The sequence below is a fragment of the Frigoribacterium salinisoli genome (assembly GCF_054781095.1).
Window position 1 is genome coordinate 22,847 of sequence record NZ_BAAGVB010000005.1, and the last position, 16,676, is coordinate 39,522.

Sequence of the window (16,676 nt, forward strand, 5' to 3'; positions counted from 1 at the left end):
CATCAGCACCCCGAACGGGGGACAGCCGGGTCCCCCCACTGGCCGACCGACCCCCGTCGAGGGGTCAGAGCCAGCCGCGCCGTGCGGCCTGCACGCCGGCGTGGAAGCGGTTGGCCGCGCCGAGCTCGTCGAAGAGCACGCGGAGGCGCCGCCGCAGCGTGCGGGTGGACACCCCCAGCTGCAGGGCCATCGCCTCGTCGCTCGCCCCCGCCGCCAGCAGCACGAGCACGCCGCGCTCGAACGACGTCGGCACGCGGGCAGCGCCCGGACGGTCGTCGTCGTGGGCCGACCGTCCGGCCGAGCGCTCGGCCTCGAGCGCCGCCGCCGCCGCCGCCCAGCCCGTCCTCGCCCCGGCCTCCCCGCTCGGCTCGGCGGCGGTCGGTCCGTCCACGGGCACCCCGGCCCGCCAGTGCTGCTCGAAGAGCTCCACGAGGGCCGCGACCAGGGGCTCGGACCCGGTGACCAGCGCCTCCGGCTCGCCGTCGCCGAGGGTGAGCGACACGAGGGCCGCCCGCCGGTCGGCGACCACGAGCTTCACGGGGAGGGCGTGCACGAGCCGCGCCTCCTCGCCCTCGGCCCCGACCCTCCTGACCTCCGACCAGCGGTCGTCGGCGACGAAGCTCGTCGCCGCGTAGAGCGCCCGCCAGCGGACACCGCGGGCGAGGGCCGCCCGCTGCCGCTCGCCCCCTGCGGCGGACACGACGTACGGGGGGCGGTCGAAGGCCAGGAACTCCTCGGCGGCCCCGAGCACGAGCCGCCCGTAGTGGTCGCCGACGGCCGCCGCGCCGCGCAGCACCGTCGTCGCCGACCCGCCCTCGGGCGACGGGCGAGCCGCTCGGAAGGCGTCCGCGAGCGCCGGCAGGCCCGCCTGCACCTCGGCGAGCGCGCCGGCCCGTGCGGCGAGCACCGCCGGGACGGCGATCCTCGGGTCGACGGCGTCGTGCTCGCCGCCCTCGCTCCGCCGGACCGCGAGGCCGAGGGCGGTCAGCGTCGCGAGGGACGCGGCCGCGCGAGGGTCGTCGACCCCGGTCGCCGTCGCCGCCGTGCCGACGGTCGTGCCGTCGCCGTCCGCGAGCAGGAGGCGGTACACGGCCGCGGCGTCGTCGTCGAGGCCCAGGGCGGCGAGGCTCGGCAGGTCCATCGGCCGATCCTGCCACGGGCGGGCACCGGGGCGCCGGGCCGGTCGCGGAGGAGGTCAGACGGTGGCGGGGCGCTCCTGCCGGGCGGCGGCCCAGGCGAGCAGCTCGTGCACGGCCCGCTCCCGGTCGCCCTGGGCGAGCGCGGGCACCGGGACGGCCAGCAGGTCGCGGTAGCCGGGGATGTCCGAGGCGGCGGTGTCGACGAGGGGCTCGTAGGCCATGCTCCAGTCGGGGAACCGGCGCTCGGCGAGGTCCTCCTCGACGACGCGGACGAGCTCGCCGTGCCTCGGGTCGGCGGCGATGCGGTCGTAGCGCTGACGGACGGCCCCGGCCTCCCCCTCGAGCACCTGGAGGAACCGGCCGTCGCGGTGGAGCAGGAGGCCCGTCAGCCCGTGACGACGGTTGGTGGCCCTGCTGTTCATGAGGAGGGTCGCCAGGTCGCCGTCCGAGAACGGCGTCGAGGCGGTGCTGGTGTAGGTGATCGAGAGCAGGGGGTTCTCCGGGGTCCGGGCGCGTCCGCGCCGCCGCGGACGGGACGGGACGGGGTCGTCCCCCAGGCTGCCGGATCGCCCGCCCGGGCGTCACCCCCTTTCCGGGTCGCAGCACCCGACGTGCGCGCCCGGTCCGTCGGTCGTCCCGCTGCCGGACGCGACGGTCCTGGCGCGACACGCCGTTCCCGCCAGCGGATCAGCGGTCGCCGGCGCGGCATCGGTCGCCTTCTCGCACGAACAGCGCGAGAGGGGCAGGAGGCGCGGGCCGGGGCGGGCCTCCTGCCCCCGCCTCAGGCGCCGCGGACCTCCAGCAGCACGACCTGCTCGGGACGCGTGGCGGGCGTCTGCAGCCCCGCCACCATGAGCGCGCGCCCGCTGAACGTGCCGCCGTACCAGTGCGGCCGGCCCTCGTCCGCGACGCCGCCGATGGCGACGGGCTCGACGACGTAGCGCCGCTCGGGGTCGAGGCCGCGGAGCGTGAAGCGCCCGAGCGGGGCGATCTCGCTGCGGCCGACGGTCGCCAGGGCGAACAGCGCCTCGGAGCGGTCCTCGGCGACGACCCCGTGCACGAGCATCGAAGGGTCGTGCTCGTCGACGCGCACGACGTCGCCGGAGTGCAGCAGCTCGCGGTGCCGCCGGTGGAGCTCGATCCACTGCCGCAGCTGGTCGGACTCGTCGTCGGTGGCGAGCCGGAGGTCCCACTCGATGCCGAGGTGGCCGAACACGGCGGTGCCCGCCCGGAAGGCCAGGTCGTGCATGCGACCCGTGGTGTGGTTGCGGCCGGAGGCGACGTGCGCCCCGAGCAGCTCGGGCGGCAGCAGCTGCTCGGTCCAGCGCATCATCTGCTGACGGTCGAGCGGGTCGATGCAGTCCGACACCCAGACGCGGTCGGTGCGCTCGAGCACGCCGAGGTCGACGCGGGCGCCTCCTGACGAGCACGACTCGATCTCGAGCCCGGGGAACCGGCGCTTGAGCTCGTCCATCAGGCGGTACGTCGCGAGCGTCTGCCGGTGCACCCCCGGCACGCCGCCGACCGTGCCCGCGTCGACGAGGTCGCGGTTGTGGTCCCACTTGACGTAGGCGATGTCGTAGGCCTCGAGCACGGCCGTCATCTGGCCGAGCACGTGCTCGTACGCCTCGGGGCGCCCCAGGTCGAGCACCTGCTGGTTGCGCGACCGCACGGGCAGCCGGCCGCCCGTCTGCAGGATCCACTCGGGGTGCGCCCGGGCGAGGTCGCTGTCCTCGTTGACCATCTCGGGCTCGAACCAGAGGCCGAACTCCATGCCGAGGCCGGTCACGTGGTCGACGATCGGGCCGAGGCCGTCGGGCCAGACGTCGGCGTCGACGACCCAGTCGCCGAGCCCCGCCGTGTCGTCGCGGCGGCCCTGGAACCAGCCGTCGTCGAGCACGTACCGCTCGACGCCGAGCGCGGCGGCGCGGTCGGCGAGGTCCTTCAGCCGGTCGAGGTCGTGGTCGAAGTAGACGGCCTCCCACACGTTGATGGTGACCGGTCGCGGCGAGCGCGGGTGCTGCGGCCGCGCGCGCAGCCAGCGGTGGAAGCGCTGCGCCTGCTCGTCGAGCCCGTCGCCGTAGGAGGCGTACAGCCACGGACCCTGGTAGGCCTCGTCGCGCGCGAGACGCACCTCGCCGGGCAGCAGCAGCTCTCCCCCGCCGACGACCTGCAGGCCGGCCGAGGTGCGCTCGGCCCACGACCGGTGGTCGCCCGAGAAGCCGACGTGCAGCCCCCAGACCTCGCCGCGCGCGAAGCCGAAGCCCGGCACGCCGACGCTGAGCACCGTGGCCGCGTCGGAGCCGGTGCGCCCCTTGCGCCCCTCGCGCAGGTGCTGGCCCACCACGAGCGGGCGGCGCTGCGGGGTGCGCTCGAGGCCCCAACGGCCCGCGAGGTCGAGGATCTCGTGGGCCCGGGCGGGCACGGGCAGAGCGAGGCTGAGCTCGCCGAGGTCGTAGGGCTCGTCGGCGTCGTTCGTCACCGTGGCGCGCAGGCGCAGGAGGCCGCTGCCGCCGAGCTCGACCTCGATCCGGAGCGACAGCGCGGCGACCTCGTCGCGCGCGTCGACGGTGAGCGTGCCGGCCCCGACGGTGGCTAGCCCGCCGTCACGGGCGGAGCCGTCGACGGCGTCGAGGGCGACGTCGACGACGGTGAACAGCGGGGACCAGTCGCGGCCCTGCCTGCTGCCGGAGAGCCCCGGCCGACCGACCCAGCCCGTGTGGTGCTCCGGCAGCAGGGCCAGGCGCACGGGCACGTCGACCTCGTTGGCGACGACGGGCGGGACGGCCGCGTCGGTCAGCGCCCGGGCCTCCTGACCCGTGACCGCGCCGAGGGCCGCGCCCCAGTGGACGACCGACGGCAGCCTGCCGTCGGTGAGGTCGAGCAGCAGCGAGACCCCGCCCGCCGTGAGGTGCACGGCCGTGACCGGGTCGATCGCGGGCGTGGTCGGTGCGGACGTGGTCGTCGTCATCGGCGGCCCCTTTCGTGTCGCGACCACCCTAGGTGCTGCCCGGCGGCCGCCGCGGGAGGGCCCCGGCCGCGTCAGGCGCCGGGCAGCAGCTGCACGCGCTCGACGAGCCCGGCCCACGGGTCGTCGTCCGAATCGGCGACGGTCGTCGGGCAGTTGACGACGAGGTACACCATCGCGCTCATCTCGGGCACGGCCCGGACGGCCAGCCGGTTCGTCCACGCCTCGCCCGTGGAGGGCAGCGGGTAGTCGAAGCGCGAGGTGAGCATCTCGACGCCCCGCGCGTCGCCGGAGGTCGTGCCCGCACGGACGACCACGGACTCGAGCGGGCGCACGGTCGCCCCGTCGGTCGACGACGTGAACCCCTGCTCGATGAGGGCCTGGGTCGCCTCGGTGTCGGCGCGGTCGCTCGTGGCCGCGGTGTCGGCGGCCGGCTGCTGGTTCTGCGACGAGGTGAAGCTGCAGCGGGTCGAGGGGTCGGCGAAGCTGTTGACCCCGCCCTGGTCGAGGACCTCGGTCGTCCAGCCCTCGGGCAGCGGGACGGCCCAGATCGCGGGCTGGCCGCCACCGAGGTCGACGTGCTCGTCGAGCGACACGACGTCGGCCCCCGCGGGCCCGGACGGCGCCGTCGGCGTCGGCGTCGCGGGCAGCGCCCGGCTCGGCTCGTCGCGCGTGCCACCGGGGCCGTCGCGGCCGTCCGGTCCGCCCGGCAGCCACCCCTCGGGCACCGAGCGCACCTCCCGGCCCGCGGCCACGCCCAGGCCCGCGCCGAGGACGGCCGACCCGACGACGCCCACGACGAGCGCGACCGCCAGGGCGACCCAGGACCACACCGGGAGCCCGCCCGGAGCGCGCCGCGACGGCGTCGGGGCGGGCGGCACGGGCGAGGCGTCGGGCGGGAGGGTCATGGTGCGCGAGCCTACTCGGCGGGCAGGCGGTAGCGTCGGTGCGGTGACGGACCAGGGGACGAGCGCGTGAGCCGCACGCACGTCCCGGAGCGGACCCCGGTCCGCGTCGCCCGCCCGTCGAAGCTCGCGGCCCGCATCTCGGGCTCGTGGCGCTCGATCCTCGCGATCTACCTCGTGTCGCGGGCGTTCTCGACGGTGGTCCTCCTCGTCGTCTACGAGGTCGCCCTGCTCGCCGACGCCACCTTCATCACGCCGGGCAGCGGGCAGAGCTTCCTGCACTTCACGGGGGCGTGGGACGCCGACCGGTACCGCACCATCGCCCTGCACGGCTACCCGACCGAGCTGCCCCGCGATGGCACGGGCGACGTCGCGCCGAACGAGTGGGCGTTCCTGCCGGCCTTCCCGGTGCTCGCGCACCTGCTCATGGTCGCGACCGGCATGGACTTCGCCGTGGCGTCCCTCCTGCTCGCGACGGGCTTCGGCGCGGTCGCGGCGATCCTGCTGTACCGGATCGTGGCGACCCGCGTCGGCCACCAGGCGGCGCTCTGGGCGACGCTGTTCTTCTGCTTCGGTCCGCTGTCGTTCATCTTCAGCGTCGGCTACGCCGAGGGCCTGTCGCTCGCGCTCCTCTTCGGCGGCGTCCTCGCGATCCAGCAGCGCCGCTACGACCTCGTGCTGCTCTGCGGGCTCGCCGCGGCCTTCACCCGGCCCGGGGCGCTCGCGCTCGCGCTCGCCCTGGCCGTCCACCTCGTGGTGCGCTGGCGCGACGAGGCGCCGCTGGGTGCCGGGCCGGGTCGCGTGACGGTCGCCACGGGCCCCCTGCGCGGGAGCCTGCCGCGGCGCGAGCTCGCCGCGATCGTGCTCGCGGGCCTCGTCACGGCCGGGGCGGGCCTCGCCTGGCCCGTCGTCGTGCACCTGGTCACGGGCGTGCCCGACGGCTACCTGCAGACCGAGATGGCCTGGTGGACGGACTACGTCGGCAGGCCCGACTTCGTGCCCCTCACGCCGTGGTTCCTCATCGCGGGGCGCTGGCTGGGGCTCGGCGGCATCGTCATCGTGCTCGTGCTCTGGGGCGCGTTCGCCCTCGGCGCCAGCCGGCCCGGCACGCTCCGGCTCGGCCACGAGGTGGTCGGCTTCGGCGTGAGCTACGCCCTCTACGTCGCGGCGGTGTTCCTGCCGCAGCAGAGCCTGTTCCGGATCCTGCTGCCGGTCACGCCGCTGCTCGGCTCACCGACGATCACGGACCGCGCCTGGGCCCGCCGCAGCCTCCTGGTCGCGGGGGTGGCCCTGCAACCGGTGGCCGTGACGTTCCTCTGGATCTTCACCGCCCCGTGAGCGCGCCCCGGGCCACGGGGCGCACCCCGCGCAGGAGGCCCGACCCGCGTCAGGCGGGAACGGCCGCCATCGCGTCGGCCAGCAGGGCCACGCTGCGCAGCCGCGCCGAGGTCGTCGACGAGGAGTGGGCGACGATGAGCTCGTCGGCGTCGGCGCTACGGGCGAACTGCTCCATGTAGGCGCGGGCGTCGTCGGGGGTGCCGACGGCCGTGAAGGTCGTCATGCTCGCGACGTGGGCGCCCGCCGGGGTGCGCAGCAGGTGGTCGAGCTCGTCGTCGGCGAACTCGCGACCCGGCGTGACCTGGCCGCTCTGGCGCAGCAGCATGAGCAGGCGCTGGCGCTTGACGGCGGCGAACTCGCGTGCGGCCTCGTCCGCGTCGTCGGCGACGATCGCGTTGACGCCCGCGAGCACGTAGGGCTCGGCGAGCTCGGCCGAGGGCTGGAAGTCCCGGCGGTAGACCGCGACGGCGTCGTGCAGGGCGTCGGGCGAGAAGTGCGACGCGAACGCGTAGGGCAGCCCGAGGGCGGCGGCGAGCTGGGCGCCGAACAGCGACGAGCCCAGGATGTACAGGGGCACGCGGGTGCCGGCGCCGGGGACGGCCTGCACGCCGGGCACGCGCGACTCGCCCGCGAGGAACGCCTGCAGCTCGAGGACGTCCTGCGGGAACCGCTCGCTCGACGCGGGGTCGCGGCGCAGCGCGCGGAACGTCGCCTGGTCGCTGCCGGGGGCGCGGCCCAGGCCGAGGTCGATGCGGTCGGGGTGGAGCGTCGCGAGGGTGCCGAACTGCTCCGCGATGACGAGCGGCGAGTGGTTCGGCAGCATGACTCCCCCGGAGCCGAGGCGGATCGTCTCCGTGTGCGCCGCCACGTGGGCGATGAGCACCGCCGTCGCGCTCGACGCGATGGACGCCATGTTGTGGTGCTCGGCGTACCAGACCCGCCGGTACCCGCTCGCCTCCGCCTGCTGCGCCAGCGCGACGGAGGCCGCGAAGCTGTCACGGGCCGTCTCTCCGGGGGCGATGGGGGCGAGGTCGAGGATCGAGAGGGGGATGCTCATGGTGGGTCCAACGCACGGGGCACGGTCGGTGTTCCCGGTCGGGCAGGACCGGCGAGGGGGCGTGCCGGAGCCCGCTCAGGAGGCGCGGCGGGCCAGCTCGTCGAGGTCGCGGGCCAGCTCGTGGGCGCGGCGGGCGAGGTCGTCGGGGCCCGGGCGCGCGGGCCCCGCGTCGGGGCCGTCGCCGTGGCCCGGAGACGTCGCCGGAGCGGGAGCCGGAGCCGGCTCCGTCGGCTCCTCGCCGGTGACGACGTCGACGTCGAAGACGAAGCGGTCGGCACGGTGCCAGGTGCGGAAGGACTCGACGGGCACGCCCTGCCGGTCGAGGGTGGTGCCCTCGAGCAGGAGGAGGGGCGCCCCCACGGGGACGTCGAGCACGTCGGCGAGCGCGGCCGACGCGCTGACGGCGCGCACCTGGCGTCGTCCCGTCGCGAGGGCGATCCCGTACTTCGTGCGCAGCACGGCGTGCAGCGAGGTGTCGGTCAGCTCGTCGCGGTCGAGGTCGTCGCCGACGCCGCGTGGCAGCCAGGTGTGGATGAGGGCGATCGGCGCGCCCTCGGCCCGGCGCAGGCGTCGCAGGCCGGTCACCTCGGCCACGCCCAGCTGCGCCTCGGCCGTCTCGTCGCGCTCCGGCCCGAGGGCCAGGACGCTCGTCGTCACCGCCGGGACCTGCGTCGAGAGGCCCGAGAGCCGCTGCACGAGGCGGTGGTGCTCGCCGCGGGGGGCCACCACGCTGCCGCGACCGCGCCCGCGGCGCACGAGGCCGTCGGACGACAGCGACGAGAGCGCCTGGCGGACGACCGACCGCGAGACGCCGAAGTGGTCCTGGAGCTCGGCCTCGGTGGGGAGGTCCGCCCCCGCCGGCAGCGAGCCGTCGGCGATGCGGGACCGCAGCAGCGCGCTCAGCTGGGCGTGCAGGGGGCCGCGGTTCGAGGGGGCGACCGCGTCGGCGTCGAGCTCGGTGAGCCAGGTCGACACGGTCGTCCCCTCGGTCGTCGGACAGGTCAGGAGGCGGCGCCGTCCTGCTGCTGTGCCGTCTTCCACACGTGCTCCCAGCCGGGGGCGAGGGCGGCGGCGCGCTCCACCGAGAGTACAAGGCTCGCCTCGCGCGCGATGCCCTGGCCCGCGATGTCGAACGCCGTGCCGTGGTCGACCGAGACGCGGACGACGGGCAGGCCGACGGTGATGTTCACGCCGTCGTCGCCGTAGACGGCCTTGAAGGGGGCGTGCCCCTGGTCGTGGTAGCAGACGACGATGATCTTGTACTTGCCGCGCACGGCGGCGGGGATCAGCGCGTCGCCGGGAACGGGGCCGACGACGTTGAGGCCGCGGGCCCTGGCCGCCTCGACGGCGGGCGCCAGGACGTCGGCGTCCTCGTCGCCGAAGAGCCGGTTCTCGCCCGCGTGCGGGTTGAGGCCGGCGAGGCCGATGAGCTCGTCGGGCGTGCCGAGCGACGCCGCGAAGGCGCCGGCGAGGTCGAGCACCTGGCCGGTGCGCTCGGGCGTGATGCCCTCGATCGCCTGGCGCATCGACACGTGGGTCGTGAGGTGGAAGAACGAGAGGTCTCCGGCGGAGAGCACGAGCGAGAAGTTCTCGACCCCGAACTCGTGCGCGAGCAGCTCGGTGTGGCCGGGCCAGCGGTGCCCGCCCGCGTGCATGGCCGCCTTGTTGAGGGGGGCCGTGACGATGCCGTCGACCTCGCCCTCCCGGGCCAGCCGGCACGCCTCGACGACGAACCGGTAGGCGCCGTCGCCCGCCTCGGGGCTCAGCACGCCCACGGGCACGTCGGCCAGCGAGGGGCCCGTCTGCAGCAGCTCCACGGTGCCCGGCTCGTTCGTCCCGTCGGCCACCGACCCGATGACGCGGACGAGGTCCGGGTCTCCCCCGACGGCCACGACGCCCCGCCGCATCGCGGCCTCGTCGCCGATGACGACGGGCACGGCGCGCTGCCGGAGGTCGTCGTGGTGCAGCAGCGTCTTGGCGGTGATCTCGGGTCCGATGCCGGCCACGTCTCCGAGGGTGAGGGCGAGTACGGGGAGGGTCATGAGGGTTCTCCTTGCGGTGCGGGACGGTGGTGGTGGTCGAGGAGGTCGGTGACGGCGTCGGCGAGCGTCGTGGCCGGGCCGAAGCCTCCTGCCTTCGTGACGACGGGCGTGCCGTGCAGGCGGCCGCCCTCGAGCGTGCCCCAGGGCACGCCCTCGCGCAGGGCGCCGCGCACGAGGACGGCGTCGGCGCCGACCCGGCGGAGGACGGCGCGCGCGCCCTCTCCCCCGACGAGCACGAGGGCGACGTCCTCGTGGTCCGCGACGACGCGCTCGGTGAGGGTGGCGAGGGCGTCGGCGACGCGCTCGGCGACGGTGCCGCCCGCCTCGCCCTCGGGGCCGGCGTCGTCGCCCCGGGCTGGCGCGAGGACGACCGTCACGTCGCCGTCCTCCACGGCCCGCGCACGGGCGAGCGCCGGCCCGAGGTCGCCCGCGAGCACCTCGCCGAGCGTGGGGGCCACGACCCGGGCACCCGTCGTCGCCGCCACGAGGTGGTCGGCCTGGGAGCGCGACGCGTCGTGCAAGCTGCTGAGCACGACGACGACGTGCCCGGGTCGGCGGATCCCGCGGGACGGCGCGGCCTCCCGCGGGGCTGCCCAGGCCTGCGACACGGGCACGGCGAGCCCCGCCGACCCGACGGGCACGGCACGGGGCCCGAGGAGGAGCACGGCTCCGGCCACGACGCCGAGCTCGTCGTCGGTCGAGGCGTCGACGGTGACGACGTCGGCACCGGAGGCAGCTGCCGCGACCAGGCGCCGCGCGAGCGCGGCGGCGGCCTCGTCGCCGTCGCCGTCCCCCTCGCCGTCGAGGGCGACCGCCACCCTGGTGCTGCCGGGCAGCAGGTCGGCCATCTCGGCCGTGACCACGGGGGTCACGGGGTCGCGACCCACGGCGGTCTCGTCGACGCCGACCCCGTCGACCAGGAGCCGACCGCCCACGACGGTGCGCCCCAGGGAGGGGTACGCGGGGCTCACGACGGCGACGGCTGCGGGGTGCTGCTCCCGCCACGCCTCGAGCGCGCCACGGACCTGGTCGGCGACCGACCCGCGCATCGTCGAGTCGACCTTCACGAAGACGCGACCGGCGCCCGCCGCCGCGAGGTCGCGGACGGACGCAGCGGTGACGGCGTGCGCCGCCCCGGGGTCGAGCGCGCGCGAGTCGGTGACGATCGCGACGACGGAGCCGTCGTCGACGGTCGCCGGGGCGTCGCCCCCGAGCGCGAGCCGGGCGGTCCACCCGGCGCGGGTGAACTGCACGGCCGAGTCGGCCGCCCCGGTGAGGTCGTCGGCGACGATGCCGGCGGCCGTCACGCCGCGCCGCCGTCGGCCGGGCGACGGGGCTCCGGCGGGACGTCGGGGAGGGCGTCCGCGCTCGTGCCGTCCGGCACGCGGTCGGCGGTCGTCACCGCGGTCGGCGCGGAGGCCTCGGCCGCCGCCTCGGCGGCGATCTCGCGGCTGCGGTCGCCGCCCTGGCGCCCGAGCACCCACGCGGCGAGCATCGGCGCGAGGACCGCCGAGACGAGCACGGCGGAGGCGACCTGTGCGGTCGCCACCTCGACGTAGGGCGCGAAGCTCGGGTCGGCCGCGCCCACGATGGCGGGGGTGGCGATGGCGTTGCCCGCCGTCGTGGCCGAGGCGATGCCCAGCCCGGACTCCTTGCCCCGACGGAGCAGGAACCGGTAGCCGAGGTAGGTGGTGGTGCCCGTGAGGAGCACGGCCACGACCCCGACGACGATGCCCGAGAGGCCGCCGGTCACGACGTTGCCCAGGTCGATGCCCGTGCCGAGGGCGAACGCGAAGAACGGGATCACGATGTCGGGCACGGGGCGCATGACCTCGGTCCAGCGGGGGTCGAGGTTGCCGACGACGATGCCGAGCAGCAGGGGGACCACGGCGGCGAGCAGCAGCGTGTAGGGGATGTCGGCGAGACCCGCGGCGCCGAGGAACAGCAGCGAGAAGAAGGGCCCGTCGTTGACCGCGGAGGCGATGTACGCACCCCGGTCGCGCTCACGGCCGTAGCGGCCCGTGAACGCGAGCCAGATGCCGCCGTTGCTGTTGTCCATGCTCACCAGCAGGGCGAGGATCGAGACCCCGAGGATCCCCTCGATGCCCACGACGGTGCCGACGAGGACGACGATCGTCGCCGGGATCACCGACTTCGTGAGCAGCAGCACGCCGCTCGTCGCCAGCACCGGGCCCGAGGTGCGGAGGGTGATCTGCATGCCCGTCGCGAAGATGAGCACGCCGATGAGGGGCAGGGCGCTGTCGCGGAAGAGCGCGGTCGTGAAGTTGCCGAGGTCGAGGAACCCGGGGGCGAACGTGCCGACCACCGAGCCCAGGATCAACGGGACGAGCATCAGCCCGCCGGGGACCTTGTTCATCCCGTCGAACAACGGGACGCGGCTTCTGATCTGTGGTCCGACGGCCATGGCGGAACTCCTCTGGTGGGTGGGGCGGCGGTGCCCGACGCACTCGCCAGAGTACGTACAAGGTGTACCGACACTAAGCCCGCGCCCGGTCGGCGTCAAGACGACGACCCCGCGGGGGCTCAGGTGCGAGCGCCGACCAGCGTCGCCACGATCTCCCTGCTCCAGACGGCGTAGGTGCGCGTGTACCGGAGCTCCTCCGACTGGGGGACCCACAGCCGCTCCGTGAGCTCCCTCGGGAACGGCACGACGACGAGGCGGGGGTGGTCGGCCGCGACGGCGCGGGTGCGGCGGTTCAACGCCGCCGCCCGCTGGCCGGCGGCCACGCGGGCGGCACGGCTGAGGCTGCCGGCGTTGTCGAGCGGCGGGATCTCGGCGATCGCGACGCGGGCGTCGCACGGCAGCTGGTCGAACAGGGCCTCGACGGCCTCCCGCACGTGGCGCTCCCACCGTGCGCCGGGGACGAGGCGGAGCGCGTCCGAGATGCCCACCATGAGCACGACGAGGTCCGTGCGGGCGAGGTCCACGGCGCGCCGGGCCGCGGCCGCGCGGGCGTCGGCGACCGAGTCCCGCTGCAGCATCGCGATCGACCACTCCACGCCGCGACCGGTGGCCTCGTGCTGCTCGCGCGCGAGGAACCCCGCCATGCTCAGCTCGTTCGTCACCACGCCGAGGGAGATCTCGCCCCGCTCCCCCATCACCACGACGCGGTCCGCCTCCGGCCCGGGGACCACCCCCTTCGCCGCGTCGTCGGGGTAGATGTCGCCGGAGACGTCGGCCCGGCGGAAGAACAGCTCCGCGAGGTGGACGGCGGTGGCGGTGACCCGGAGCGGGCGTGCTCCGAGCAGGGGGATCGTGACCATGGGCTGGGGTCCTCGTCGTCGCGTCGGGTCCGGGCACCAGGGGAGGCGCACCGGCGCAGGTCCAGGACGGACGACCGACGGTTCAGGGACCGGCCGCCCGCCCTCGTCAGGACGGCCTGGCGGCTCGAGCGTCGTCGACGCGAGCCTGCTGACCAGTCGAGGGACCGGAGGCGCGCGACGAGTGTGCGACTGCCACCAGCGGGGTCCGGGCTGACGTCCCGACCGTACCGCCCCGACCGGTCCGTGTCGAGGCCGTGCGGGGACCCCACCCGGCGACCACCCGCGACGCCGGAGGGGGCGACGACCCCACCGGTCGCCGCCCCCTCGTCGTGGTCCACGCCTCCTGACCCGCAGGAGGCGCGGTCACGCCTACAGGCCCCGCGCCAGGCGGTGGTAGGCCTGGTTCCAGAGCACCTCGTGCCGGAAGTCGCGGATCGTCGTCGACTCGTCGATGACGAGCAGCTCGGTCCCGAGGATCCGCGCGAGGTCCTCGAAGGCCTCGAGGCCGACCGCGTTCGACATCACCGTGTGGTGCGCGGCACCGGCGGTGAGCCAGGCCTCGGCCGACACGGCGAACGAGGGGCGGGGCTCCCAGACGGCACGGCCGACGGGCAGGTTCGGCAGGTCGGCGTCGGGCGCGACCACGTCGACGACGTTCGCCGTGAGGCGGAACCGGTCGCGCACGTCGCTCAGCGCGACGACGACCGCGGGACCGGGGTCGGCGGTGAAGACCAGGCGGACCGGGTCGTCCTTGCCGCCGATGCCGAGCGGGTGCACCTCGAGCGACGCGCGCGTCGTCGTCAGCGACGGGCTCACCTCGAGCATGTGGGCGCCGAGGATCTTCTCCTCGCCGGGCACGAGGTGGTACGTGTAGTCCTCCATGAGCGAGGCGCCGCCGGGCAGGCCCGCGCCCATGACGGCCGCGGCGCGCACGAGGACGGCCGTCTTCCAGTCGCCCTCGGCACCGAAGCCGTAGCCCTCGGCCATGAGGCGCTGCACGGCGAGGCCGGGCAGCTGCTGCAGCGAGCCGAGGTCCTCGAAGTTCGTCGTGAACGCGCCGAAGCCGCCCTCCTCGAGGAAGGAGCGGAGGCCCAGCTCGATGGCGGCGCCGTCCCGCAGCGACTGGTGCCGCTCGGCGCCCTTCCGCAGCTCGGGGACGACGTCGTACTGCTCCTCGTAGACCGCGACGAGCGCGTCGACGTCGGACTCGGCGACCGCCTCGACGCGGGCGGCGAGCTCGTTGACGCCCCAGGTGTTGACCTGCACGCCGAAGGCCAGCTCGGCCTCGGTCTTGTCGCCCTCGGTGACGGCGACGAAGCGCATGTTGTCGCCGAAGCGGGCGAGCTTGAGGGAACGGACCGCGGCGGCACCGGCCGCGGCGCGCATCCAGGTGCCGATCTCGCCCTGCACGCGCGGGTCGCTGACGTGGCCGACGACCGTCTTGCGCGGCACGCCCAGCCGGGTCTGGATGTAGCCGAACTCGCGGTCGCCGTGCGCGGCCTGGTTGAGGTTCATGAAGTCGAAGTCGATCTCGCCCCAGGGCAGCTCGACGTTCGCCTGCGTGTGCAGGTGCAGCAGCGGCTTCTGCAGGGCGTCCAGGCCCGAGATCCACATCTTGGCGGGGCTGAAGGTGTGCATCCAGGCCGTCACGCCGATGACGGCGTCGTCGAGGTTCGCCTCGAGCATGGTGCGCTTGATCGCCTCGGCGTCGGTGAGCACGGGCTTCCAGACGAGCTCGACGGGCACGCCCTCGGCGGCCGAGAGCTGGTCGGCGATCGCACGGGACTGGTCGGCGACCTGACGGAGGGTCTCCTCGCCGTAGAGGCCCTGGCTGCCGGTGAGGAACCAGACCTGCTTGGCGGCGAGGAACGCCGTGGGGTCGAGCGGTGCGGTGGTGGTCATGAGAGTGCTCCTGAAGGCTTCTGGCCGTAGACGTTCTGGTACCTGTCGAAGAGGGCGTCGATGCTCTCCTGCGGGATGGGGATCGGCTCGCCCAGCTGGCGGCTGATGTGCACCGTGCGGGCGACGTCCTCCGCCATGACGGCGGCCTTGACCGCGTCGCGGGCGTCCTTGCCGATGGTGAAGGGGCCGTGGTTCTGCATGAGCACGGCCCGGCTGCGGTGGCCGCGCAGGGTCTGCACGATGCCGCGGCCGATCGAGTCGTCGCCGATGATCGCGAACGGGCCGACGGGGATCTCGCCGCCGAACTCGTCCGACATCGCGGTGATGACGCAGGGCACGGCCTCGCCGCGCGCGGCCCAGGCCGTCGCGTAGGTCGAGTGCGTGTGCACGACGCCGCCGACCTCGGGCATCTCGCGGTACACGTAGGCGTGCGCGGCCGTGTCGCTCGACGGGCTGCGCTCGGAGCCGGGCGTGCCGGGCACGACCTCGCCGTCGAGCGTGCAGAGGATCTGGTTCTCGGGCGCGAGGTCGTCGTAGTCGACGCCGCTCGGCTTGATGACGAACAGGTCGGCACCGGGCACGCGGCCCGAGACGTTGCCGCCCGTCCAGATCACGAGCCCGTACTTGGTGAGCTCGGCGTGCAGGCCCGCCACCTGCTCGCGCGTCGCGTCGATCGCGGCCTGGGTGGCCGCGTCGAAGCTCGGAGGGGTCTGGTCGACCATGAGGACGTCCTTGTCGTCGAGGGTGGAGCACGCGCCGGGCGGGGGTCCGGCGGTCTGAGTGAGCGCTCACATCCTGTCAGGTGCGGGCCTCCTGGGCAACACGACGGCGGGCGACGCGGCGACGCGGCAGCGCCGGACGACGGCACCGCGGAGTCCGCTCGGCACCGCGGACGTGCGCGGTGCCGAGCTGGCCCCGCGGTGCCGAGACAGCAGGAGGCGGGGCAGCGGCCGGGCAGGGCGGGCCGCGTCAGGGGCGGGGAGGGCCCGACGAGGTCCGCACGACGAGCTCGGGCCGCTCGACGACGGCGGGGACGTCCTCGCCGGCCAGCAGCGCCTCCACGACCGTCATGATGCGGCGGCCCAGCGCCTCGAAGTCCTGCCGCACGCTCGTGAGGGGCGGCACCACGTGCGCGGCCTCGGGCAGGTCGTCGAAGCCCACGACGCTCACGTCGGCGGGGACCCGCACGCCCTCGTCGGCGAAGGCGTGCACGACGCCCATCGCCATCTGGTCGTTGGCGCAGAAGACCGCGGTGACGTCGCCGCGACGGGCCAGCTCGAGCCCGAGGCGGTGGCCGGAGGCCGCGCTCCAGTCCCCCGCGAGCTCGACGCTCGCGTCCACGCCCAGCTCGGCGCAGGCCTCGGCCCAGCCGCGACGGCGTTCGCAGGCGTCGGTCCACGGGGCCGGCCCGGCCACGTGGGCGATGGACCGGTGGCCCAGTCCGTGCAGGTGCTCGACGACGAGCCGCGCGCCGAGCGCCTGGTCGATCGACACCGCGTGCCGGCCCGGCTCGTCCAGCGCGTCGGCGACGACGAGCGGCACGGCGGGGTCGAGGGCGGCGACGGCGGCGAGCGTGCCCGCGTCGGCCGCGACCACGACGAGGGCGGCGACGTCCTGGCCGAGCAGCGCGTCGACCGCAGGGCGCAGTCCGGCGGCGTCCGAGGCGTCGAGGGTGGCCATCGACACCTGGTACCCGGCGGCGCGCGCCGCACCGTTGAAGCCGTGCATGGTGCTCGACGGGCCGTACAGCGGGAACCCGGTGCTGATGAGGCCGAGGGTGCGCGTGCGCCGGCTCGCGAGGGCGCGGGCCGCGGCGCTCGGGCGGTAGGCGAGCCGCTGGATGGCGGCGTCGACCTTGGCCTTCGTCGCGGGGCGGACCGAGGGGTCGCCGTTGACGACCCGCGACACCGTCTGGTGCGAGACGCCCGCCGCGGACGCGACGTCGAACATGGTCGCCACGGTGACGATCCTAGGGTCGGGCAGGAGGCGCGCACGCCGCCGGCGGAGGGGGTCCCGCCCGTCGGGGGGTCGGGCCGGGGA

At 75.5% G+C, this 16,676-nt stretch carries 14 protein-coding genes; 1 reads left to right on the top strand and 13 read right to left on the bottom strand.

The genetic code is table 11. The features are described 5' to 3' along the window. Window positions 1-64: 64 nt before the first annotated feature. From ACYVHQ_RS11715 to ACYVHQ_RS11730, 4 genes are all read right to left on the bottom strand, one after another. Entirely contained in the window at window positions 65-1,141 is a 1,077-nt protein-coding gene (locus ACYVHQ_RS11715) for a hypothetical protein (protein WP_460513239.1), read from the bottom strand. 54 nt (window positions 1,142-1,195) lie between these two features. Then, a complete protein-coding gene (locus ACYVHQ_RS11720) occupies window positions 1,196-1,630 on the bottom strand; it encodes a BLUF domain-containing protein (protein WP_460513577.1) in 435 nt (144 codons plus the stop codon). A 290-nt stretch (window positions 1,631-1,920) separates the two neighbouring features. Further along, window positions 1,921-4,110, bottom strand: coding sequence for an alpha-galactosidase (locus ACYVHQ_RS11725; protein ID WP_460513241.1), 2,190 nt, complete (start codon window positions 4,108-4,110; stop codon window positions 1,921-1,923). Window positions 4,111-4,181: 71 nt separating this feature from the next. After that, the gene (locus ACYVHQ_RS11730) at window positions 4,182-5,015 is read right to left on the bottom strand and encodes a hypothetical protein (protein ID WP_460513243.1); all 834 of its coding nucleotides are present in this window, start codon (window positions 5,013-5,015) and stop codon (window positions 4,182-4,184) included. 66 nt (window positions 5,016-5,081) lie between these two features. Here ACYVHQ_RS11730 and ACYVHQ_RS11735 point away from each other — a divergent pair, with 66 nt between their 5' ends. Then, a complete protein-coding gene (locus ACYVHQ_RS11735; protein WP_460513245.1) occupies window positions 5,082-6,350 on the top strand; it encodes a hypothetical protein in 1,269 nt (422 codons plus the stop codon). A 49-nt stretch (window positions 6,351-6,399) separates the two neighbouring features. Here the strand turns inward: ACYVHQ_RS11735 and ACYVHQ_RS11740 are convergent, their stop codons facing one another. From ACYVHQ_RS11740 to ACYVHQ_RS11780, 9 genes are all read right to left on the bottom strand, one after another. Further along, window positions 6,400-7,407, bottom strand: a complete 1,008-nt coding sequence (locus ACYVHQ_RS11740; RefSeq protein ID WP_460513247.1) for an LLM class flavin-dependent oxidoreductase — start codon at window positions 7,405-7,407, stop codon at window positions 6,400-6,402. Window positions 7,408-7,482: 75 nt separating this feature from the next. Further along, on the bottom strand, window positions 7,483-8,382 hold the full coding sequence (locus ACYVHQ_RS11745) for a GntR family transcriptional regulator (RefSeq protein ID WP_460513249.1): 900 nt from the start codon (window positions 8,380-8,382) through the stop codon (window positions 7,483-7,485). Window positions 8,383-8,408: 26 nt separating this feature from the next. Beyond that, window positions 8,409-9,449 (bottom strand): 4-hydroxythreonine-4-phosphate dehydrogenase PdxA, encoded by a 1,041-nt coding sequence (pdxA, locus tag ACYVHQ_RS11750; RefSeq protein WP_460513251.1) that lies wholly within the window; start codon window positions 9,447-9,449, stop codon window positions 8,409-8,411. Next, window positions 9,446-10,756 (bottom strand): four-carbon acid sugar kinase family protein, encoded by a 1,311-nt coding sequence (locus tag ACYVHQ_RS11755; protein ID WP_460513253.1) that lies wholly within the window; start codon window positions 10,754-10,756, stop codon window positions 9,446-9,448. The genes pdxA and ACYVHQ_RS11755 overlap by 4 nt, the downstream gene beginning before the upstream one ends. Then, window positions 10,753-11,874, bottom strand: coding sequence for a 2-keto-3-deoxygluconate permease (locus tag ACYVHQ_RS11760; protein WP_460513255.1), 1,122 nt, complete (start codon window positions 11,872-11,874; stop codon window positions 10,753-10,755). The genes ACYVHQ_RS11755 and ACYVHQ_RS11760 overlap by 4 nt, the downstream gene beginning before the upstream one ends. Before the next feature lie 119 nt (window positions 11,875-11,993). Continuing rightward, window positions 11,994-12,734, bottom strand: coding sequence for an SGNH/GDSL hydrolase family protein (locus ACYVHQ_RS11765; protein ID WP_460513257.1), 741 nt, complete (start codon window positions 12,732-12,734; stop codon window positions 11,994-11,996). Between the two features lie 369 nt (window positions 12,735-13,103). Beyond that, on the bottom strand, window positions 13,104-14,636 hold the full coding sequence (gene araA / locus ACYVHQ_RS11770) for an L-arabinose isomerase (protein ID WP_460513259.1): 1,533 nt from the start codon (window positions 14,634-14,636) through the stop codon (window positions 13,104-13,106). Further along, on the bottom strand, window positions 14,633-15,358 hold the full coding sequence (locus ACYVHQ_RS11775) for an L-ribulose-5-phosphate 4-epimerase (protein WP_460513261.1): 726 nt from the start codon (window positions 15,356-15,358) through the stop codon (window positions 14,633-14,635). Before ACYVHQ_RS11775 ends, araA begins: the two co-directional genes overlap by 4 nt. 247 nt (window positions 15,359-15,605) lie before the next feature. Next, a complete protein-coding gene (locus tag ACYVHQ_RS11780; RefSeq protein ID WP_460513579.1) occupies window positions 15,606-16,586 on the bottom strand; it encodes a LacI family DNA-binding transcriptional regulator in 981 nt (326 codons plus the stop codon). Between the last annotated feature and the right edge of the window lie 90 nt (window positions 16,587-16,676).